Source organism: uncultured Parasphingorhabdus sp., assembly GCF_963975555.1.
Classification (GTDB): domain Bacteria; phylum Pseudomonadota; class Alphaproteobacteria; order Sphingomonadales; family Sphingomonadaceae; genus Parasphingorhabdus.
In genome coordinates this window covers 1-19,511 of sequence record NZ_CAXBHH010000008.1, presented here as the reverse complement: position 1 = coordinate 19,511, position 19,511 = coordinate 1, and the positions used below count along the sequence as shown (strand labels likewise).

At 54.6% G+C, this 19,511-nt stretch carries 21 protein-coding genes, 1 tRNA gene and 1 pseudogene; 17 read left to right on the top strand and 6 right to left on the bottom strand.

Going from position 1 to position 19,511, the window contains the following annotated elements:
• The first annotated feature begins 4 nt into the window (after positions 1 to 4).
• Complete coding sequence (locus AAC060_RS13870; RefSeq protein ID WP_339827197.1) at positions 5 to 952, top strand: MBL fold metallo-hydrolase; 948 nt, start codon at positions 5 to 7, stop codon at positions 950 to 952.
• Here AAC060_RS13870 and AAC060_RS13865 read toward each other — a convergent pair whose 3' ends face one another.
• Positions 953 to 3,304: a patatin-like protein gene (locus tag AAC060_RS13865; protein WP_339827195.1), complete on the bottom strand. Its 2,352-nt coding sequence runs from the start codon at positions 3,302 to 3,304 to the stop codon at positions 953 to 955.
• 302 nt (positions 3,305 to 3,606) lie between these two features.
• On the opposite strand from AAC060_RS13865, the gene radA reads away from it, so the two are divergent.
• From radA to AAC060_RS13845, 4 genes are read left to right on the top strand one after another with little or no spacing between them, the layout of a single operon-like run.
• Entirely contained in the window at positions 3,607 to 4,971 is a 1,365-nt protein-coding gene (gene radA, locus AAC060_RS13860; protein WP_339827193.1) for a DNA repair protein RadA, read from the top strand.
• A gap of 9 nt (positions 4,972 to 4,980) precedes the next feature.
• Positions 4,981 to 5,505, top strand: a complete 525-nt coding sequence (locus AAC060_RS13855) for a CvpA family protein (protein ID WP_339827191.1) — start codon at positions 4,981 to 4,983, stop codon at positions 5,503 to 5,505.
• Entirely contained in the window at positions 5,502 to 5,939 is a 438-nt protein-coding gene (locus AAC060_RS13850; protein ID WP_339827189.1) for an iron-sulfur cluster assembly scaffold protein, read from the top strand. Before AAC060_RS13855 ends, AAC060_RS13850 begins: the two co-directional genes overlap by 4 nt.
• Before the next feature lie 3 nt (positions 5,940 to 5,942).
• Complete coding sequence (locus AAC060_RS13845) at positions 5,943 to 7,709, top strand: monovalent cation:proton antiporter-2 (CPA2) family protein (RefSeq protein ID WP_339827187.1); 1,767 nt, start codon at positions 5,943 to 5,945, stop codon at positions 7,707 to 7,709.
• A 21-nt stretch (positions 7,710 to 7,730) separates the two neighbouring features.
• On the opposite strand, the gene aroB is transcribed toward AAC060_RS13845, so the two are convergent.
• Together aroB and AAC060_RS13835 are read right to left on the bottom strand one after the other, a co-directional pair.
• A complete protein-coding gene (gene aroB, locus AAC060_RS13840; protein ID WP_339827185.1) occupies positions 7,731 to 8,831 on the bottom strand; it encodes a 3-dehydroquinate synthase in 1,101 nt (366 codons plus the stop codon).
• Positions 8,828 to 9,448 (bottom strand): shikimate kinase, encoded by a 621-nt coding sequence (locus AAC060_RS13835; RefSeq protein WP_339827183.1) that lies wholly within the window; start codon positions 9,446 to 9,448, stop codon positions 8,828 to 8,830. The genes aroB and AAC060_RS13835 overlap by 4 nt, the downstream gene beginning before the upstream one ends.
• A gap of 48 nt (positions 9,449 to 9,496) precedes the next feature.
• Between AAC060_RS13835 and AAC060_RS13830 the strand changes: the two genes are divergently transcribed.
• The 5 genes from AAC060_RS13830 (at position 9,497) to AAC060_RS13810 (ending at position 15,022) form a co-directional block, all read left to right on the top strand.
• Positions 9,497 to 9,631, top strand: coding sequence for a hypothetical protein (locus AAC060_RS13830; RefSeq protein ID WP_339827181.1), 135 nt, complete (start codon positions 9,497 to 9,499; stop codon positions 9,629 to 9,631).
• A gap of 304 nt (positions 9,632 to 9,935) precedes the next feature.
• The gene (locus AAC060_RS13825; RefSeq protein ID WP_339827179.1) at positions 9,936 to 11,483 is read left to right on the top strand and encodes a hypothetical protein; all 1,548 of its coding nucleotides are present in this window, start codon (positions 9,936 to 9,938) and stop codon (positions 11,481 to 11,483) included.
• A 39-nt stretch (positions 11,484 to 11,522) separates the two neighbouring features.
• Entirely contained in the window at positions 11,523 to 12,419 is an 897-nt protein-coding gene (locus AAC060_RS13820; protein ID WP_339827177.1) for a tyrosine recombinase, read from the top strand.
• 31 nt (positions 12,420 to 12,450) lie between these two features.
• On the top strand, positions 12,451 to 13,398 hold the full coding sequence (locus tag AAC060_RS13815; RefSeq protein ID WP_339827174.1) for an acetyl-CoA carboxylase carboxyltransferase subunit alpha: 948 nt from the start codon (positions 12,451 to 12,453) through the stop codon (positions 13,396 to 13,398).
• A 112-nt stretch (positions 13,399 to 13,510) separates the two neighbouring features.
• Positions 13,511 to 15,022: a M48 family metalloprotease gene (locus AAC060_RS13810; RefSeq protein ID WP_339827173.1), complete on the top strand. Its 1,512-nt coding sequence runs from the start codon at positions 13,511 to 13,513 to the stop codon at positions 15,020 to 15,022.
• An 80-nt stretch (positions 15,023 to 15,102) separates the two neighbouring features.
• Here AAC060_RS13810 and AAC060_RS13805 read toward each other — a convergent pair whose 3' ends face one another.
• Positions 15,103 to 15,270, bottom strand: a complete 168-nt coding sequence (locus tag AAC060_RS13805; protein WP_339827172.1) for a Flp family type IVb pilin — start codon at positions 15,268 to 15,270, stop codon at positions 15,103 to 15,105.
• A 111-nt stretch (positions 15,271 to 15,381) separates the two neighbouring features.
• On the bottom strand, positions 15,382 to 15,555 hold the full coding sequence (locus AAC060_RS13800) for a Flp family type IVb pilin (RefSeq protein WP_339827171.1): 174 nt from the start codon (positions 15,553 to 15,555) through the stop codon (positions 15,382 to 15,384).
• Positions 15,556 to 15,647: 92 nt separating this feature from the next.
• Between AAC060_RS13800 and AAC060_RS13795 the strand changes: the two genes are divergently transcribed.
• Positions 15,648 to 16,070, top strand: coding sequence for a (deoxy)nucleoside triphosphate pyrophosphohydrolase (locus AAC060_RS13795; protein ID WP_339827169.1), 423 nt, complete (start codon positions 15,648 to 15,650; stop codon positions 16,068 to 16,070).
• Between the two features lie 8 nt (positions 16,071 to 16,078).
• Here AAC060_RS13795 and AAC060_RS13790 read toward each other — a convergent pair whose 3' ends face one another.
• Positions 16,079 to 16,945 carry a methyltransferase domain-containing protein gene (locus tag AAC060_RS13790; protein WP_339827167.1) on the bottom strand — a complete coding sequence of 289 codons (867 nt, stop codon included), beginning with the start codon at positions 16,943 to 16,945 and terminating at the stop codon, positions 16,079 to 16,081.
• 40 nt (positions 16,946 to 16,985) lie between these two features.
• On the opposite strand from AAC060_RS13790, the pseudogene AAC060_RS13785 reads away from it, so the two are divergent.
• The 6 genes and pseudogenes from AAC060_RS13785 to AAC060_RS13760 all read left to right on the top strand — a co-directional run.
• Positions 16,986 to 17,180, top strand: a pseudogene (locus AAC060_RS13785) (double zinc ribbon domain-containing protein); the annotation flags it as partial.
• Between the two features lie 24 nt (positions 17,181 to 17,204).
• Complete coding sequence (locus AAC060_RS13780) at positions 17,205 to 17,723, top strand: ComF family protein (protein WP_339827419.1); 519 nt, start codon at positions 17,205 to 17,207, stop codon at positions 17,721 to 17,723.
• Positions 17,724 to 17,801: 78 nt separating this feature from the next.
• Positions 17,802 to 18,059 (top strand): glutaredoxin 3, encoded by a 258-nt coding sequence (grxC, locus tag AAC060_RS13775; protein WP_339827165.1) that lies wholly within the window; start codon positions 17,802 to 17,804, stop codon positions 18,057 to 18,059.
• Positions 18,060 to 18,065: 6 nt separating this feature from the next.
• Complete coding sequence (locus AAC060_RS13770; protein WP_339827162.1) at positions 18,066 to 18,899, top strand: carbon-nitrogen hydrolase family protein; 834 nt, start codon at positions 18,066 to 18,068, stop codon at positions 18,897 to 18,899.
• Positions 18,896 to 19,390, top strand: coding sequence for a DUF1178 family protein (locus tag AAC060_RS13765; protein ID WP_339827160.1), 495 nt, complete (start codon positions 18,896 to 18,898; stop codon positions 19,388 to 19,390). The genes AAC060_RS13770 and AAC060_RS13765 overlap by 4 nt, the downstream gene beginning before the upstream one ends.
• A 44-nt stretch (positions 19,391 to 19,434) precedes the next feature.
• Positions 19,435 to 19,511 (top strand) — tRNA-Arg (locus AAC060_RS13760).

Sequence of the window (19,511 nt, the reverse complement as noted above, 5' to 3'; positions counted from 1 at the left end):
TCATATGTCAAAACCGATATCCAGAACCCTAGCCGTACTGTTGCTCGCAGTCTCTCCATTGGCCCTCTCTGCCTACAGCGAAAGCAATGCGCAGGAAGCGGACCGCTTCGCCGGGGTCGAGATCAAGGTCGTGCCGTTGGCCGAAGGCGTCGCTGTATTATTTGGTGCCGGTGGCAATATCGGTGTCTCCTACGGACCCGACGGAACGGTGTTGATCGACGACCAGTTCGCTCCTCTGACGCCGAAAATTCAGGCTGCCATCGCTGGTCTGGGCGCGGAGCCGGTCACATATCTGATCAACACCCACTGGCACGGCGATCATAGCGGCGGGAATGAAAATTTCGGCAAGGCTGGTGCGCTGATCATGGCGCATGACCATGTTCGGGAACGGATGCTGGGTATCCAGAAGTCGGGGCGCGGCAATGACCCGGCATCTGCGGTCGAGGCCTTGCCCACCGTGACCTATCATGACGGGCTAAAGCTTCATCTCAATGGTGACGAGGTGCAGATAAAACATATGAAACATGGTCACACCGATGGCGATAGTATCATATTCTGGAAAAAGGCGAATGTGCTCCACATGGGGGATCTGTTTTTCAACAAGATGAGTCTGCCCTTCATTGATCTGGACAGCGGCGGCAACGCGCGCGGGATATTGGCCGCTGCGGACAAAGTGCTGACCATGGTGAATGACGACACGAAGATCATTCCCGGTCATGGACCCATGGCGACCAAAACGGACCTGATCGCATATCGCGACATGATGAAGACGGTGATCGGCGCGGTGGTAAAGGCGCAAGGCGAGGGCAAGTCGCTGGAGCAGGTGCAGGCCATGAAGCTTGCGGGGCAATGGGACGTCAATCCCGATGCCTTTATCAAGGGTGATGCTTTTGTCGCGGCGGTATACAAGAGCGTGCAGAAACCGGAACACGTGGACGACCACGCCCACTAGTCAGAGGGTCGCCGCCTCGATTTCTTCGCGCAAGGCGGCGATCAGCGGCTTGACCCTGGTCAGCCGGGGCTCCTCTTCATCTACGATCTTGCGGAAGATGGTTTTCTTGAAACCCAAAATCGTGTCGCCATCGGGGCGCTTGGACTCGGGCAGAGTGGACAGCATGATGTCGATCATCCGGTCGGCACCATGCAGCCGGCCCCAGAGATAGTCATTCTCGCGGTAGCTGCGGCTGAAAAAGGCGCCGAAATTGTTGAATTCAATGCCTTTTAGCGTCGCCGCCACGCCGCCTTTGCGGATCGTCCGGGCGTCTTCGGGAGAGATGCGGTCGACCTTGATCGGGTCGAATTCGTCAAGCCCTTCGCCCTGCAGCAGCGGCAAGGTAGCGATATCGTAAAAGGGAAAGCCGAGGAAGGCGAGCAGCATCGACCGCTTCTCCGCCTTCGGTATCACCGCCAGCGCCGCCGCCAGTCTGGCGTCGACAATGGCATCGGCTGTCGTAAGATCGCGGGCCTTGGCCAGCGCATCCAGCATCGCCCCGGGCTGCACCTCCGCCTGTTCGGCAAGAGCAATGAAATCATCGCCAAGATATTCGATCGTCTCGCGCTCGATATAGAGGGAAAGGCAATCATAGATGATATCATGTATCCCTTCCATGACCTCTGCATCAGCGGGGTCGGCCCGATCGAGATCTTCGGCCAGCTGCCGGGCGAGAAAGCGAAGACGGCGTATCCGGAATCCCAGATCATGCTGGCGGAAGAATTCAGCCGCCAATTTGGTTGGTCCGCCGCTCTTCTGTCCGACATTGTCGAGGCCAAGGCGGCGTATCTCGGTCCAGAGCGCGCTGCGCAATCCCGGATGGTTATGTGCGTTGGGATCAGATTTGGCTCGCCGTACGGTATGCGCAATATCCTCGATAACCGTCGCTAGCTTGAGGTGGCCATAAGCGCTGTAAGAAAATCCCGCGAGCTTGGCCGCCCTGTCGTGCGACTTGCGCCGCCACGCCGCCACGCGCGCGGCGGTTGGCCGGTCGAGGAAAAACGTCCGTCCGAACAGGCCTTCGACATGTTCCTCGACCTCGCCGCGCAAATTCTCGGTGATCAGCCGCATCTGGGTGATCCGGTTGGATCGGAGGGCAATTGCGTTGAGATTGTCGCGGATCGGTTGTTCGCGGGGGATATTGGAAATGGCTCCGAAAATCGTCGAGAAGAAACCGGGCAGCGCTTCATTCTCCTCCTCCTGCGCAGCCTGCAGCCGCTGCATCGCTTTGTCGCTTTTCGCGACGTCGAGATCAGGGCGCGGGTCGATATAAACGAACCGTCGGTCGACTTCGCGCTTGGCCGGTCGGTTCTTCAGCGCTTCGATTGCCTGTGCAAAAGGAGCGTTTGCCAGGACCGAACCGTCGATCAGCACGGTATCTTCGGCCGTGCCGGCACGAAACTGGTTGGGCAATATCCGTTTGAGAAAGGCAGGACGACCTTCCCATACATATTCATGCTCGGCCAACAACTCGTCCAACTCCCGCACTGTGAAAGGTGGAAAAGCGCCGGGGAAGCTTGCAGTGGCGCGACCGGCAAAGGTCAGGGCTGCCGGATCCGCAATCGCATCGTCTCTCTTTCCTCTGGTCGAGAAGCCGATGGTGATGCGATGCTCCATCTCGAGCGCTTCGGGAGGGCTGTGCAGTTGCAACTTCTCGGGATGGCCGACAAAATCGGTCACCGTGACGAATAGGTCAAGCGGCTGGCCCGGTGGGAGCAGACGGGGGCCGCGTTCGGTTGCCTGGACTGCAGCGAGCGCATCCCAGATAAGGCCGCTGAACACCTTGCCGCCAAAGGGAGGCGCAAACCAGCGTGCGCGGACAAAACGCGAGAGCTTCATCTTGACCTCTTCGCGGGCTTCCTTCGACACAGTCTGCTCGACTGCTCCACCCTTGCGGCCCAGCGCCATCCACGCAATCGGCTCGGCCCAGAATTTGGAGAAGCGCGACAGCGGACGTGCATCGGGGTCCAGCAGTTTGTCGACATCGGCGGTGTCGAGCCACAAATCGGTCAGCGGATCGAGCGACTGCCCCGACAATATCGCTTGCGACAGGAATATCCCGTTGATCCCGCCAGCGCTTGCCCCCGAAATAATATCCGGCAGCACACGCAGCCTTGTGCCGGTCTCCTGCTCCAGCCATTCCAATATGTCATAATAAATGCCGCGGCTGCACTGGTCGACCCTTGCGCCATCGTGAAAATCCCGGCTGGCCTGCGCCAGTTTCCAGATCTCCTTGGTGATGCCGTGCATATAGATAGCCAGACTAACGCCGCCATAGCAGATCAAGGCCAGTCTGAGTTCTTTCTGCCGCATGGCTTTTTAACTACAGGATGGCGAGGAGGGTGCAAGCGTGAATCCGGTGGTTGATGACGTTGGGGCGATTTTGCTCAATGATTTCAACTGTACGTTCCTTGACCAGCTTCTCTCTGCTAAACCAGATTCATGAACCGGCCAGCCAATCATGATACGGGCAAAGGCGATTTAACTTGCGTGTCGGCGCGCAGGTTTGCAAATTTAAATCATTATCTCTATCCGAAGGTGTGATCCGTTTACTCCTGATTTTATTTTGCCCCAAAAGCACTGGCGTTCTTTATTTGTTCTGCTAAATAAGCCGCATGGCCAAACCAAAGAAAAAATATGTCTGCCAGAATTGCGGCTCGATCGCGCATCGCTGGGAAGGGCAGTGCGGCGACTGTGGCGAGTGGAATACGCTCGTCGAGGAAGCGGGCGAAACGGTGTTTGCTTCCAAGCATAATCTGCAGTCCGGCGGGCGCGAGGTGCGGCTGGTCGGGTTGGACAGTGAGATCGCACTGCCTGATCGCCGAAAGACCGGCATCGCTGAGTTTGATCGTGCTGTCGGGGGCGGGCTGGTGGCCGGTTCCGCAACACTTATGGGCGGTGATCCGGGGATCGGAAAATCGACTTTGCTCTTGCAGGTTTCTGCGAGATTGGCCGATGCAGGGCTTTCGGTAGCATATATTTCGGGCGAGGAAGCAGCGGACCAGGTGCGGCTGCGGGCGCGGCGGCTTGGACTGGGCAAAGCACCGGTCAAATTGGCCTCTGCAACCTCTGTCCGCGATATTTTGACCACTCTGGGCCGCGACGCTCCGGATTTTGTCGTGATCGATTCGATCCAGACTATGCACAGCGATCTGATCGAGGGCGCGCCGGGGACTGTTAGCCAGGTGCGCGCCTCGGCGCAGGAAATCATCAAATTCGCCAAGGAACATGGCACGATGGTGATGCTCGTTGGCCATGTCACCAAAGACGGCAATATCGCCGGTCCGCGCGTGCTCGAGCATATGGTCGACACGGTGATGAGCTTCGAGGGCGAGCGCAGCCATCAGTATCGCATCCTCCGGGCAATCAAGAACCGCTTTGGCGGCACCGACGAAATCGGCGTTTTCGCGATGGAAGAAGCTGGCCTCACAGAGGTGGCGAATCCGTCAGCGCTGTTCCTGACCGACCGCAGCGAGGAAGTCACCGGAGCAACCGTGTTCCCGGCGATGGAAGGCACAAGGCCGGTGCTGGTCGAGATTCAGGCGCTGACGGTGCGGCTGGCGAGTGGCGCAACCCCGCGGCGGTCGGTCGTGGGATGGGACAGTTCCCGGCTGGCGATGATCCTGGCGGTGCTGGAAGCGCGCTGCGGGCTCAGCTTCTCTGGTGCTGAAGTCTATCTCAATGTCGCGGGGGGCTATCGGCTCACCGATCCTGCTGCCGATCTGGCTGTGGCGGCTGCGCTGATATCCGCCCATGCCGAACGTCCGATGCCCAGCGATGCCGTGATATTCGGGGAAATTGCGCTGTCCGGGGAAATCCGGCCGGTCTCGCGCACGCCTCTCCGCCTGAAGGAAGCATCCAAGCTCGGCTTCGACCGCGCACTGATACCGGCATCGGGCGAAAAAAGCAGCGACAGCATAAAGAAGCTGCAATTCGCCAAACTCGCCAATCTCGTTGACCATATGCTCGAGCGTGACTAGCTAGAGCCGATGACCGGTCTCGATATATTTGTACTGATTTTAATGGGCGGAGCAGCGGTGCTCGGATTCCTCAGAGGATTCGTTCAGGAAGCGCTTTCTTTGATCGCCTGGATATTGATCGTGATTGGCGTGAGAACGCTGCATACGCCGATAACGGACCGGCTGATCGGTCCGGTGGGGAGCGAGAGCGGTTCTTCGGTGCTGGCCTTCGCTTCGATTGCCATCGTGACCTATGCGCTGGGCCGCTGGATCGCCCGCTCCATTGGTGCCAGATCGCGCAAATCGATGCTCGGTCCCATTGATCGGGTACTTGGTTTCGGCTTTGGCATGATCAAGGGATTGATTGGTGCGACTTTGCTCTATCTGCTGGTGGTGCTGGTCAACGACACTATTTATGGCGTTGACGAACCACGGCCGGAATGGCTCGCCGAATCTCGGACCTATCCGCTGCTTAACGCCAGCGGAAATGCTATGGTCGATTTTGTACATGAACAGCGGGCAACGCCGGTCGATCCTGTAGAGCCCGTTGAATGAGCGAGGCTTTATACACCCGTGATATTTTGCGTCTCGCGGTGTCAATTCCGCATCAGGAGCGGCTGGATAGCCCGGACGGTAGCGCTGAAATTCGGTCCCGGACTTGCGGCAGCGTTGTTGCTGCTGATGTTATTTTAGCGGATGATGGTGCGCTGGTAGATTTGGGAATGAGTATAAGCGCCTGTGCGCTTGGTCAGGCGTCCGCTTCCATTCTCGGGACAGAAGCTATTGGCCTCAGCTTGATTGACATCGTGCAGGCCAAGTCCGGGCTGGAAGAGTTTTTCAGCGGAAAGGCGGAAAGTCCCGGAGACTGGCAAAATATGGACAAGCTGGTTGCGGCCCGAGACCACAAGGGGCGTCATGCTGCCATATTGCTTCCCTATGATGCATTGATCGCGGCATTTGCCAACGCCGCCAAACGAAAGACAACCTGAGTCATGGCACCTGAAACTCATATGGCCGATCTGCTTCTGGGCGGTTTTGTCATGCTCGGCGCGGCTTTGGTCATGGTGCTGGTATTTCGACGGTTCGGCATCGGCGCGGTTCTCGGTTATTTGATTGCAGGGGTGTTGATTGGCCCGCATGGATTTCAGTTGATCAGCAACGCCGGTACGATTTTGGAGTTTTCCGAAATCGGGATCATTCTCCTGCTCTTCATTGTCGGGCTGGAACTGGCACCGGCGCGACTCATGCGTTTGCGTCAGGCGATATTCGGACTCGGAATGAGTCAGGTTGTGTTGTGCGGCGTCGCGCTGTTTCTGCTGATCATGGCGACGACCAATTTCACCCTTGCTGCATCCATCGCCATAGGCTTGCCATTGGCGCTCTCCTCGACGGCGCAGGTGCTCCCGATGCTGCAATCTTCCGGCAGACTGAATACGCCGACCGGAGAGAAAGCTTTCTCGATCCTGTTGTTTCAGGACCTGTCGATCATCCCGCTGCTCACTATCATTGCTGCACTATCCCGCGCACCACAGGACGAAGGTGGGCCGTCAGGTTGGCTGACTGCACTTTACGCGGTACTTGCAATCGGCGGGCTCATCTTGGCCGGAAAATATCTGTTGCAGCCCTTGTTGAAGGTGATCGGTAGGATTGCCGAACGTGAATTGTTCATTGTCGCCGGTCTTGTAGCTGTATTCGGCGGCGCCGCACTGATGGAATTTATCGGTCTATCGCCCGCTCTGGGTGCCTTTATCGCTGGGGTCATGCTGGCGAATTCACCCTATCGTCATGAGTTGGAAGCCGACATTGATCCGTTTCGATCTCTATTGCTCGGCTTCTTCTTCCTGGCGGTTGGCATGATGCTGGATATCAATGTAGTAATCGAAAATCCGGGTTTTGTATTGGGCGCGGCCATTGTGCTGGTGGCAGTCAAAATCGCTATTATTTTCGGACTCGGCAAGCTGTTTGGTATGGATACCAACCCTGCTCTTGCGATGGGAATGCTGCTCAGTCAGGGTGGCGAATTTGGCTTTGTTCTATTCTCTGAGGCGGAAAAGGCGCTATTGATTGAACCTGAAGCGAGCAGTCTGTTCGGCGCGATTATCACCATTTCAATGGCGACCACGCCCTTTCTGATGCTGCTCGCGCGGCGATTCAGCAGTGGAGCAAGCAAGTCGTCAGCGGATCTCGAAGACCCTTCCAACGCTGGGCGAGCGTCGGTCATCGTGGTCGGGCAGGGACGGTTTGGTCAGACGGTATCGCAAGTGCTGATGGCTGCAAAAATCCCGCTGACGTTGATCGATATCAAGCCGGAGCAGATTGACGTTCACCAGCAATTTGGCGCCAAGGTCTTCTATGGTGACGGTACTCGCGTCGACCTGTTGCGACGGGCAGGAGCACATGAAGCGGATGCCATTGTCTTCTGTATGGATGATAAGGAATTCGGTCCGGAACAGGTGCGCGCAATCGTTCAGTCTTTCCCGGAAACCAAGATATTCGTCCGGGTCTATGACCGCCGCCAGCTGATCGCGCTCAAGGGGCTCGGCATCGTCGGGATGAAGCGGGAAATGTTTGAATCAGCGATCCATCTCGCGCGCCAGACCATGTTCGCGATTGATTTGGATAGCAGTCTGATCGAAGAGGTCGACGAAGAATTCCGTCAGCGCGATTGCGACCGGCTGGAAGCGCAGATGAAGTCCGGCGGTGACATGCTCGCCGGCGGAGAACTCAGATTCGAAAATAACGCGGCGAAGAAATCCTGATCCCCGATTTTTCGCGGTTGGTTAGTCCGACTCGTCCAGAAATTTAGCAACGTCCTCCAGATCGACATCCTTCGCCAGAAAGGACTGTCCGATACCGTTTGCAAGCAGGAAAGGCAGGGTGCCGCCGCTCATTTTCTTGTCGTGCATCATATGGTCGACCAGTCGTTGGCCGGATGCGCTGACCGAAGCAGTTGCCAAATTATAGGGCAAATTGACCGCCTTAAGATGGGATCGGACGCGTTCCGCTTCGACCGGGTCGCAATGGCCGCGGCTTACCGAATATCCGAATGCCAGTGCCATCCCGGCCGCGACAGCTTCGCCGTGGACCAGCTTGTCCGAAAAGCCGGTTTCCGCCTCCAGCGCATGGCCGAAGGTATGGCCAAGATTGAGTAGAGCACGGCGACCGCTGAGCTCTTTCTCGTCTTCTCCGACGATTAGGGCTTTTGCGCGTACGCTATGGATGATCGCTTTGCTGAGGGCTTTCGGGTCGCGATCCAGAACCTCGCAGCCATTGGCTTCGCACCAAGCGAAAAAGTCTGGGTCGCTGATCAATCCATATTTGATCACTTCGGCGTAGCCGGCGCGCAATTCCCGGTCCGGCAGGCTGTTCAGTACCAGTGGATCAATCAGCACAAAACGGGGCTGGTTAAAGCTACCGATCAAATTCTTTCCGGCTGAACTGTTGATCGCCGTCTTGCCACCGACGCTGCTATCCACCTGGGCAAGTAGGCTGGTGGGTATCTGGACGAACCTGCAGCCGCGCTTGACAATTGCTGCTGCAAATCCGGTGAGATCACCCATCACACCACCGCCAAGCGCCACCAGTGTATCGGAGCGTTCGACGCCTTGGGCCAACAGCCAGTCGGTCACTAGTTCCAGTTGGCGCCAACTCTTGCTCGACTCGCCTGCTGGGAGGCTTTTGATGATGAGATCAATTCCGCTTCCGGCAAAAGATCCCTTCAGCTTAGGAAGCAGATGAAATCCAACATTTTCGTCGGTGAGAACAAAAAGTCGCTGATTATTGGCAAATCCCTGCAGATGCGTCGCGGCCCGCTCAAGTGCGCTTGGTTCAACCAATATGGGATAGCTTTGCTCGCCTAATTCAACAGTGATTTGGGTCAACTTTGCAATGCCTCGATAATCTTTTCTACAGTAATTTCATGGGGCGAATCATTGCCCATGACATGAATATGTGCCGTGGCATAAACCGGATTTCTTTTCGCCGCCAGATCGGCTAAAATCTTTGCCGGGTCACCAGATTTCAGTAATGGTCTGGTATTGCGCCGGCCCACGCGTTTTACCAATGTCTCCAGATCAGCGTCGAGCCAGATTGCGATCGCCTTTTCCAGAATTAATGTCCGCGTTTCGTTGTTCATGAACGCTCCGCCGCCGGTAGCGATGATCTGACGCTTGCCCTCCAGCAGGCGTGTTATCACGCGCCTTTCGCCGTCACGGAAATAGGCTTCACCGAAGCGGCTAAAAATTTCTTCTACGGTAAGACCTGCCGCACGTTCGATCTCCTCGTCGGCGTCCACGAACGCAAGACTCATCCGTTTTGCGAGGCGTCGGCCCACTGTGGTTTTGCCGACTCCCATCAAACCGACCAGGACAATAGGTTTCTCTGAACCGGAAACTGGCTTTTCACCGGAATTTCCTGCTGAATTGTCGAAAGAGGCTTTAATGTTTTTATCCATTGGGGCAAAGGCTATACAGCGGTTGGCTAAGGGTGCAATTTCCAATGCTGATTATGCTAGTTTTTTAACCGTTCGAAAGATTGAGCCACATCTATGCCGCGTAAGTTGGTCTATTTAATTTTGTTTGTTGCTGTCTTGATCGGCACGGCTGTTTATCTAGCCTCGATGGATGTCGAGCAGCCACTGCAACCGGTTGAAAAGCCTGTTATTGGTGATGATCTGCAGTAAAATGCGAGCGCGTATCAAACACATATCGTTGGCTGCCGTGAGTCTTGGTGCTCTATTGGTAGCGATCCCGGTATTGGGGCAGGATTCACCGGAGTCGTTGTTGCCGCCTGGGTTTGGAGATACTGCGCCTTCGCCCAGCCCCGCACCCGTGGCCATACCATCGCCAGCGCCCGGTCCAGTCTCGGCGCGGCCTGCAAACCCTCAGCCAAGCGACCCATCAAGCGGACCTTATGCGGATGGCAATGTTCCAGACCTTGGTTCCGTTTCGCCATCGTTGACTCTCGACGAGAACGGGGATCTCGATTTGAACGCGCTGGATGATGCGTTGCAGCCCCAATATCGTCTTTCCGCAGGCGAAAGGCGGTCGATGGCAGAAATCGGCGTTTTAACGCCTCAGCACAATGGCCTGGCGGCAGATGCCTTCGGCCAAGAGGGTGGGCAATATCTGACCAACTTGATCAGAAACTTGCGTGGCCCGATTATTTCTCGCTGGGGTTCGATCTTGCTGCGACGTACTTTGCTAAGCAAGGTCACCAGCCCTGAGAATGTCAATCCTGCGGATTGGACCGCCGAACGAGCATGGCGTCTGCTGCTCATAGGCGAGGCAGATGCCGCCCGCTCGCTCGTTATGAAGGTTGATGGTGATAATTACACGCCGAGACTTTACGAAGTAGCAATGCAGGCGCATCTGGCGACCGCCGATCCCGCCGGTATTTGCCCTCTTGTTGATGGTGGTGCGCGAGTAAGCAATGCGCCGACATGGACTATGTTCCGTCCGATATGTGCATCTCTTACAGGGGAGCAAAGTCGGGCGACCAGCTTGCTCCAGCAAGCGAGACGGGAGAAGGCTGCCACTGGAATAGACTATTTGCTAGCTGAAAAGACGATCGGTGCCGGTTTCGAAGGCCGTAGAGCGGTCGCCATCCTTTGGGACGATATCGAATTCTTTAACAATTGGCGGTTCGGTCTGGGTGTTGCAACCGGCGTGGAACCTCCGGATCGGCTATACGCCAAGGCCGGCCGTCATGTTCAGGGGTGGCGCGTTCGGGCACCGATGCTTTCAATGGATTCTCGAATGAAAGCGGCGGATATCGCGGCTGCGATCGGTGTGGTCTCAAGTCAGGCGATGGTCGATCTTTACTCTGCGGCATATGATGATCCGGAAGCGAGTGATGATCGTCGGGCGCTGGCGTCGGTTTTGCGTCAGGCCTACACCAACGACACAGCGGAATCCCGTTTGGCAGCAATGCGTGATTTATGGGAGCGGTCTAAAGGGACGCTATCGCGATATTCGGCCAAAATCTTGACCGCTAGAGCCGCTGCAAAAATTCCTCCGGCAGAAGCGCTTGGTGATCAAAGTGCGGATCTGATCGCGTCAATGCTGACCGCCGGCCTCGATCGTAGTGCTATCAGATGGGCAGATATTGTCGATCAGGGCAGTGATGGCTGGGCGTTACTGGCCGTAGCTTCGCCGACCAAAAATATCACGATATCTTATGGTGCGCTTGATGATTTTGGCGATGCTGATGCCAGTGAAGGGCAACTGCGTAGTAAATTTTTGCTGGCCGCCGTCGCTGGTTTGGGACGAGCCGACCGGCAGACAGTCGATGATTTTTCGAGTGATTTGGAGTTAAACTTGGGCCGCTCGACACGGTGGACCAAGGCAATTCAGTTGGCCGCGCAACGTGGGCAACAAGGTACAGTGGCATTGCTCGCGGCAGTCGGTATGCAAGGCCGGAACTGGAAGGCGATGTCGCCATTACATCTTTACCATATAGTGCAGAGTCTGAAACGCGTGGGTCTTGAGCCTGAAGCGCGGATGATAGCGGCGGAAGCTTTGTCGCGGACATAGGCTTTGCTTTGATGGTCTTGAGGCTTATTCGAGCAAGATATGAGTGATGATGCCAATCTGATTGAACGATTTCTCGAGATGCTCGTCGCAGAAGCCGGAGCGTCCCAGCATACTTTGTCGGCTTATCGATCCGATTTGGAGCAAGCATCGGCGATAGTCGGTGGAAGATTGTCGAGCGCTGACAGAGATGAGATCAAGAATTTACCTGCTCGCTGGCGCAATCTGCGAAATAGCACAGTCGCTCGCAAATCTTCGAGTCTGCGGCGATATTTCGGATTTTTAGTGGAAGAGGGCTTTCGCGAGAACGACCCTTCTGACGCACTACCACGACCGGGAGTAGTCCGTTCATTACCCAAGACACTGTCCCACGCAGAAATCGCGAGTCTCTTCCAGTTGATCGCCGAGGGGCTCAATTGCGATCCGGTTAAGCCAGCTACCCTTCGACTTTCTGCCATTATGGAGCTGCTTTATGGCTCCGGATTCAGGGCGAGCGAACTGGTGAGTTTGCAGCGGTCTTCCATCAGAGGGAACAAGCCCTATTTGATTATCAAGGGAAAAGGGGAGAAGGAACGGTTGGTACCAATCTCCCAACAAGCGCGTGCAGCTGTTCATCGATGGGCGGCATGCGTTGATCCGAAAGAAAAATGGCTGTTTCCTTCGCGGAAGGGCCATATCAGTCGCATCAGACTGTACCAGATTATCAAGCAACATGCTGCCAAGGCAGGAATTAACCCCGCTAATATAAGTCCGCACGTCTTGCGCCACGCATTTGCTACTCATTTGCTCGAGGGAGGGGCAGATCTGAGGGCATTGCAGACTCTATTGGGTCACAGCGACATCAGCACCACGCAAATCTACACGCATATAGACAGCGCACGACTGGTCGAACTTGTGAATAATCGTCATCCGTTGAGCGAACGAAATCTCGTGCGTTGACGTTTCGTCTGTCCGGTTCTAACTCAATTTCATGACATCTTATCTCGATTTTGAAAAACCGATCGCGGCGCTCGAAGCCCGTATTCTCGAACTAAGAGACACGGCGGACGAAGGTTCGCTCGACATCGAAGCAGAAATCGAAAAGCTGCAGACCAAGTCCGCTAAAATGCTGGCTGACACCTATTCGAAATTGACGCCCTGGCAAAAAACACAGGTGGCCCGTCATCCGGAGCGCCCGCATTTCAAGGATTTCGTGGCCGGCCTTTTCGACGAGTTTTTGCCGCTTGGCGGCGATCGGAATTTTGGCGATGATCAAGCCATATTGGGTGGTTTTGCCCGATTGGGGGATCGTCGGTTGATTGTGATCGGCCATGAAAAGGGCGATGATACACAAAGCCGCTTGCGGCACAATTTCGGCATGGGAAAACCGGAGGGATATCGAAAGGCAATCCGGCTGATGGATATGGCAGACCGGTTCTCGCTTCCAGTTTTGACCTTGGTCGATACATCAGGAGCATTCCCCGGTGTGTCAGCAGAGGAGCGAGGGCAGGCGGAGGCGATCGCCCGCTCGACTGAAAAATGCCTCTCGCTCGGTGTTCCGATGGTAGCCGTGATCGTCGGCGAAGGCGGATCGGGTGGCGCGGTTGCTTTGGCGGCAGCAGAACGTGTGCTGATGTTCGAACATGCCGTTTATTCGGTGATCTCCCCCGAAGGTTGTGCTTCGATTCTGTGGCGCACCAGTGACAGGGCTGATGTGGCTGCAGATGCAATGCAAATCACTGCCCAGAATCTTAAAAAATTGGGTGTCATCGACCGGATAGTATCGGAACCGGTGGGCGGTGCGCACCGCGACCAAAGCCTAGCTATCGCATATCTAAGTAAAGCGATCGAGGAAGAATTTGAGCAGCTTGAACAGTTCGATCGCGAAGAGCTGAGAAGAATACGCCGGGAAAAATTCCTGCAAATTGGTGCGCTTTAGATCAGAAACTACAGATTCCTCTTCGGTCTGGAGCGGCTGAAACGTCATTTTACACGCGGAACCCTTTACCCGCTGATCCGTTCTTATACAGTGCGACAATGAGGAGCTTGCTATGAGAAAATTTTCGACGCGACTAACGACACGATTGACGAGCGCTGGGGCGGTTATAGCCTTGGTCGCCTGCACGGGCAGTGGCGCCGATGCCGGTGCAGTAGGTTCTGCAGGAAGTCAGTCGGGCGAAGCACGATCAATATCAGCAGCGGAAAAGCAGAAAGGGGCGGAAGCTCACCCCCAATTGCTTGAGGAATTCGGCGGTGCATATACTGGCTCCCAAGTTGCTTATGTCGTTCAGGTGGGGCAAAATATTGCTGTTCAATCGGGGCTTGGAAACGCGCGCAGTGACTTTACCGTAACGCTGCTCAACAGCCCCGTGAACAATGCTTTTGCGATTCCTGGAGGCTATGTCTATCTCACACGCCAGTTGATGGCGCTGATGAACGATGAAGCGGAAATGGCTGGCGTTCTGGGTCATGAAGTCGGCCATGTTGCAGCGAGACACAGCGAAAAACGGCAAAAGGCTGCGACGCGCAACAGTATTCTTGGCATACTGGGCCAGATAGGATCTCAGGTTTTGCTGGGTGATTCTGCTATCGGACGTATCGGACAAGAGGTTTTTGGAACCGGCAGTCAGTTATTGACGCTTAAATATTCGCGGAAACAGGAATATGAAGCTGACGATCTTGGAATCCGTTATCTCGCTTCGGCGGGCTATGATCCTCAGGCGCTTTCGTCGATGCTATATTCCCTCGCCGCACAATCCGCGATCGACGTGCGAGCAGCAGGCCGTGATGCCCGTAGCGCGCCCGAGTGGGCAAGTACACATCCTGATCCAGCGCGCAGAGTATCTCGCGCCGCAACAAACGCTGGCAAGTTGACCAGATCTGGTGGCGTCCGCAACCGAGAACAGTTTCTGCAAAAACTCGATGGAATCCTTTACGGCGACGATCCCAAGCAAGGCGTAATTGAAGGGAATAGTTTTCTTCACCCCGACCTGAAGCTAAAATTCACGATTCCGAGCGGTTTCGCAATGCAAAATGGTGCGCGGGCGGTATCGATTACCGGTTCGAGTGGACAGGGACAATTTACGACTGCTGCCTATAACGGCCACATGGCATCCTATATTGATGCTGCGTTCCAGAGCCTTGCAGGCGAAGGAAAGTCGATTTCTCATGGGGCTATCGAGAGAACAACGGTAAACGGCTTACCTGCATCCTATGCTACGGCTCGGGTCGACAGCGAAAATGGCCAAGTTGATGTAACTGTTTTTGCCTATGAATTTTCGAAAAACAGCGCTTATCATTTCGCGACGATCGTTCCCGCCGGAAGTGCTTCCGTTTTTTCGTCGATGTATCAGAGTATCGCGAGGATGTCTGCAACGGAAGCGGCAGCAATCAAACCACGCAAGGTTGATGTTGTGACGGTAAAAAGCGGTGATACGATTTCGAGCCTTTCTTCAAGAATGGCTTATTCGGACTACCAGCAGGATCGTTTTTTAGTTCTCAACCGGCTCCGTGTGACAGACGGGTTGCGGGCTGGGCAACAGGTAAAAATCGTAACCTATTGATTAGAGCGGATACAAAAAAGGACGGCAGCCATAAGCTGCCGTCCTCTTTTTTGGAATAATCCGAAGATTATGCCTTATCTTTAGTTGCCCTGCATCGAGCTATCGACTTCGCCGAAGGTGTTGCTGAGGGTGTTACCTAGCGAACCCATTGCAACAATAGCTGCGACAGCAATCAAAGCAGCGATCAGGCCATATTCAATAGCCGTTGCGCCTTCTTCATTCTTAAACATTTTACGTACGAGTTTCATGTCTGGTCTCCTAGATTTGACAAATTCACTTACCCAATTGAACAAATTTATGCTCAACATTCATCAACTTATAGTAGAAACCTTATCAAACTATTAAGTGCAGCAGCATATTTATGAAGCTTGGGTTACCTCGTCGGCAACACCGTTCCACATATTTATTGTTGTATTGGCAACACCGGAAATCGCAACCAACACGGTCAGCGCGATGAGAGCCAGTATCAAACCATATTCAACAGCTGTCGCACCCTTGTCAGAGAGATATAATTTTTTGAAAAATCCAATCATGTCTCTCTCTACGCGGATAAAGTTCTGCTAAGTCGTGAACAACATCGTTTTCACAGAAAGGGATTAACAAAATCCTTACATCACATAAAAAAATGGAAAAAAATCCGACATATCTGTTTGTGACCGCCGCGGCGCTGATTGATCGGGATGGCAGAATTCTGGTGCAAAAACGGCCCGAAGGCAAGCCGATGGCAGGGCTATGGGAGTTCCCGGGAGGCAAGGTTGAAGCGGGTGAAACCCCGGAAGCTGCACTGATCCGTGAGTTGCACGAAGAACTGGATATCAGGGTCAAACAAGCGGATATTAAGCCTGTAGCTTTTGCCAGCGAGGCGCTGGAGGAACGGCACTTGGTCCTCCTTCTATATATATGTCGTAAATGGACGGGACATGTCCAGAGCCCGGATTCCTTAGATTTGCGATGGTTGTCGCTGGAGGAAATCCGGGGCCTTTCGATGCCGCCGGCAGATGGTCCGTTGGTTCAAATGCTGTCTAGCGTCCTTCGCGATCCCAGCTAGGCGTGCGATCAGTTTTCGCTAGGTCGGGAAAGTGTTGTTTTGAGAGATACCTGCCCACTACCGCGACGCGCCGGTTTCGGTTGGTCCGGGTGAGGTGCCCATGCACAAAGATATAATATAGTGACGCTTTCGGAGAATTTCCCGCCCGCTTTGGCGTGAGACGCGAACAACGAACATATGCGCCTATAGACGTCCCGGCCGATCATGAAGAGGCTGCCGGTCATGATATTGCTACCGCCCACATCTCTTATATCGGAAATCAAACGATGGAGGCTTGAATAATTCAGGCGCAAGTGGTCGCTGTCCGCCACCGGCAAGGTCAACCCTGCGCGCGCCATTAGATCGCCAGCCGTTCGGACATCAATTTGTGGATGAATATGGGCTGAAACACGGTCGCCCTCTGCCTGCATGATGATAGATTTGAGGGACGGGAAGCTCTCTGCACTCACGAAAGCAGCCAATAACAGTCCATCCGGAACCAATATCCGCCGGCACAAAAGCAGCGCGCCAGGCAGGTCATTGACGGTATCCAGTGACCCCATATTGATAATCAAATCAAAGCTGTGATCGGCGAATGGCAAGCGATCATCATCACATATTACACCGCCGAGTGCTTCTACAGCCCGTGCACTGGAGTCCGCGAACACCACTTTCATGCCACGCGTCTGCAGCTCTTTTTCAAGCCCTTCCGCAGGCAACCCGATAATCAAGGCTCGTTGAAATGTGCGTTTGACCACATCCAACCGTTCCATAATTTCTTCGACCATGATCTGCGAGAGAAAATCTTTGCCCTTTGCTCGTGCATAAGCACGATCGCGGACGATACGCCTGCGTTTGCGGTTAAAAACTTCGGGAACATTGACTGTATCGGTCATAGGGTCTTGTCGCTTTAGGAGCGCTGGACGAAAAGATCAAATGCTGTCGCTACCCATCTTTCGTTCGTTGATCGATTTTGCGTTGCCGCCAAGATGTCCTATATGCGGCGTCACGGTAGAAACAGATAACCGGTTCTGCTTGTCGTGCTGGCGACAACTGGATTTTTTGGCAAAGCCCTGGTGCGTCGCCTGCGGGCTGCCTTTCGCCTTTGATGGTCCAGACAACAGCCTTTGCGGAAAATGTCTCACGGAACCGCCGATGCACGATGGAGTCAGGGCTGTGGTGCGTTATGATGATCAGAGTTCGTTGATCGCGATGCGCTTGAAATATGGTACCCGGTTGGGGCTAGCAAGATTGATCGCTGAACATCTGCATAAATTTGTCGGGGAATGTTCGGACAAAGCCATCATCATTCCGGTGCCGCTGCACCGGTCACGGCTATGGCGTCGCGGTTTTAACCAGTCGGTGCTGATTGGCAGGGAGCTTGCGCGATGTACAAGCATCAAAATGGACTGCAATGTCATTGTCCGCCGGAAGGCTACTCCTCCTTTGAGAGGCATGAGCGGAAAAGAGCGACGTAGAACGGTCGACGCGGCTTTTGCGCTTCACAGCGATGCGCGATCAACCGTCAGCGGTAAGTCGGTCATGCTCGTCGACGACGTTTACACGAGCGGATCGACCAGCAATGCCTGTGCCCGGCTGCTAAAAAGAGCGGGCGCCGAACAAGTGCTCGTTTTCTGCTGGGCTAGGGTTATAAGCAACTTCGAAAATGGTTGAATTCTTGAACAGAAAGCGTTTGCTTGAAATCGTTCCGTCCACAACCCATTTTCACAGTGATGGTAGAAAGATCGAAACATGTCGAAAGTTGAAATATATACAAAATTTACCTGCGGTTTCTGCTTCCGGGCCAAGGCCTTGCTCGAAAAAAAGAATGTAAGTTTCGAAGAGACTGACATCACGATGGGCGGAGAGAAACGCAAGGAAATGATCCAGCGCGCCGGTGGCAGGACAACCGTGCCGCAGATATTTATAGACGACCGCCATATTGGTGGATCGGACGATTTGTCCGCCCTTGACCGTTCCGGCGAACTTGATGCGCTTCTGGCAGGTTGACCTGATTTGAGAATCGCGCTTGCCCAATTGAGCAGCGGCATTGATCCAGCTGAAAATGCCAGGCTCCTCACTTCGCACATAGCGGAAGCTGCCGCTGGCGGTGCCACAATGGTTTTTACACCCGAGATGAGCGGATTGCTGGACCGGGATCGATCGCGGGCGGCAAAAGTGATACGCAATGAAGCGGATGATGTCGTGCTGTCGACAATTCAAGCCGAAGCCAGAAATGCCGGGATCTGGGTACAGCTCGGTTCTCTGGCGGTGAAAACCTCCGATAATCTGGACGAGAAATGGATCAATCGGTCCTACCTGATTAATCCTGATGGCGAAATTACCGCGCGCTACGACAAGATTCACTTGTTTGATGTCGATCTCGGTCCCGATGAATCGCTGCGGGAATCTTCCGCATATGCTGGCGGTCACAATGCGATTGTGGCGGCAATACCCGGTGCGACGCTTGGATTGTCCATATGCTATGATCTTCGGTTCCCTGGCTTATATGAAGCACTGACCGATGCGGGTGCGGACATATTGTCCATTCCCGCCGCGTTTACGGTTCCGACTGGAAGAGCGCATTGGGAAATATTGTTGCGAGCGCGCGCGATCGAGGCCGGTGCCTTTGTTATAGCGGCTGCGCAATATGGCTTGCATGAGGACGGGCGCTCTACCTACGGTCACTCGATGGTGGTTGATCCCTGGGGTGAAATATTGCTCGATATGGGTGAGGGAATCGGGCTAGGTTTTTGCGACCTTGATTTGGGGAAAGTGGTGGAGGTGCGGTCGCGTGTCCCCGCTGTTGCCAATCGCAAACGGTTCAAACCACCGGTGAAAATCACATGATAATTTTCGATTTGATATGCGCCGATGGCGCGCATCGCTTCGAGGGCTGGTTTGGATCCTCGCAGGATTATGCGGAACAACAGGAACGCGGATTGCTGGACTGTCCGGTCTGCGGCAGTAAAAATATTGCAAAGGCCGCCATGGCACCCAATGTGGGCAGGAAAGGCAATCAGGAGCCGAGTGCGGCTAAACCTGAGGATAATCGGTCCGGAACCCAGGCGTCAAAACCGGTGGCGAACACGGTTGCGGTACCTGCAGAATATAAGGAAATGATCGGCAAGCTGGTCAAGGCGCAGGAAAAGTTGCTCGCCAATTCCGAATGGGTAGGCGATAAATTTGCCGCGCGTGCCCGCGATATCCATTACGGCGATGCGGAAGAAAAACCCATTCACGGCACGGCGTCAAAAGAAGACGTTGCCGATCTGGCGGAAGAAGGTATCGCAGCACTGCCTCTGCCCATCCCGATGTTACCACCTGAATCGAAAAATTGATTCTGGCATGCGCCCGCTTATGTGGCTAAACGCGCAAATATAATGCGCCCGTAGCTCAGTCGGATAGAGCATCAGATTCCTAATCTGGGGGCCACAGGTTCGAATCCTGTCGGGCGCACCA

What these genes read in the sequence shown, in the direction of transcription:
- AAC060_RS13870 (WP_339827197.1), top strand. Translation starts at nt 5, where the DNA reads ATGTCAAAACCGATATCCAGAACCCTAGCCGTACTGTTGCTCGCAGTC.
- AAC060_RS13865 (WP_339827195.1), bottom strand. Translation starts at nt 3,304, where the DNA reads ATGCGGCAGAAAGAACTCAGACTGGCCTTGATCTGCTATGGCGGCGTT.
- radA (WP_339827193.1), top strand. Translation starts at nt 3,607, where the DNA reads ATGGCCAAACCAAAGAAAAAATATGTCTGCCAGAATTGCGGCTCGATC.
- AAC060_RS13855 (WP_339827191.1), top strand. Translation starts at nt 4,981, where the DNA reads ATGACCGGTCTCGATATATTTGTACTGATTTTAATGGGCGGAGCAGCG.
- AAC060_RS13850 (WP_339827189.1), top strand. Translation starts at nt 5,502, where the DNA reads ATGAGCGAGGCTTTATACACCCGTGATATTTTGCGTCTCGCGGTGTCA.
- AAC060_RS13845 (WP_339827187.1), top strand. Translation starts at nt 5,943, where the DNA reads ATGGCACCTGAAACTCATATGGCCGATCTGCTTCTGGGCGGTTTTGTC.
- AAC060_RS13830 (WP_339827181.1), top strand. Translation starts at nt 9,497, where the DNA reads ATGCCGCGTAAGTTGGTCTATTTAATTTTGTTTGTTGCTGTCTTGATC.
- AAC060_RS13820 (WP_339827177.1), top strand. Translation starts at nt 11,523, where the DNA reads ATGAGTGATGATGCCAATCTGATTGAACGATTTCTCGAGATGCTCGTC.
- AAC060_RS13815 (WP_339827174.1), top strand. Translation starts at nt 12,451, where the DNA reads ATGACATCTTATCTCGATTTTGAAAAACCGATCGCGGCGCTCGAAGCC.
- AAC060_RS13810 (WP_339827173.1), top strand. Translation starts at nt 13,511, where the DNA reads ATGAGAAAATTTTCGACGCGACTAACGACACGATTGACGAGCGCTGGG.
- AAC060_RS13805 (WP_339827172.1), bottom strand. Translation starts at nt 15,270, where the DNA reads ATGAAACTCGTACGTAAAATGTTTAAGAATGAAGAAGGCGCAACGGCT.
- AAC060_RS13800 (WP_339827171.1), bottom strand. Translation starts at nt 15,555, where the DNA reads ATGATTGGATTTTTCAAAAAATTATATCTCTCTGACAAGGGTGCGACA.
- AAC060_RS13795 (WP_339827169.1), top strand. Translation starts at nt 15,648, where the DNA reads ATGGAAAAAAATCCGACATATCTGTTTGTGACCGCCGCGGCGCTGATT.
- AAC060_RS13790 (WP_339827167.1), bottom strand. Translation starts at nt 16,945, where the DNA reads ATGACCGATACAGTCAATGTTCCCGAAGTTTTTAACCGCAAACGCAGG.
- AAC060_RS13780 (WP_339827419.1), top strand. Translation starts at nt 17,205, where the DNA reads ATGCACGATGGAGTCAGGGCTGTGGTGCGTTATGATGATCAGAGTTCG.
- grxC (WP_339827165.1), top strand. Translation starts at nt 17,802, where the DNA reads ATGTCGAAAGTTGAAATATATACAAAATTTACCTGCGGTTTCTGCTTC.
- AAC060_RS13765 (WP_339827160.1), top strand. Translation starts at nt 18,896, where the DNA reads ATGATAATTTTCGATTTGATATGCGCCGATGGCGCGCATCGCTTCGAG.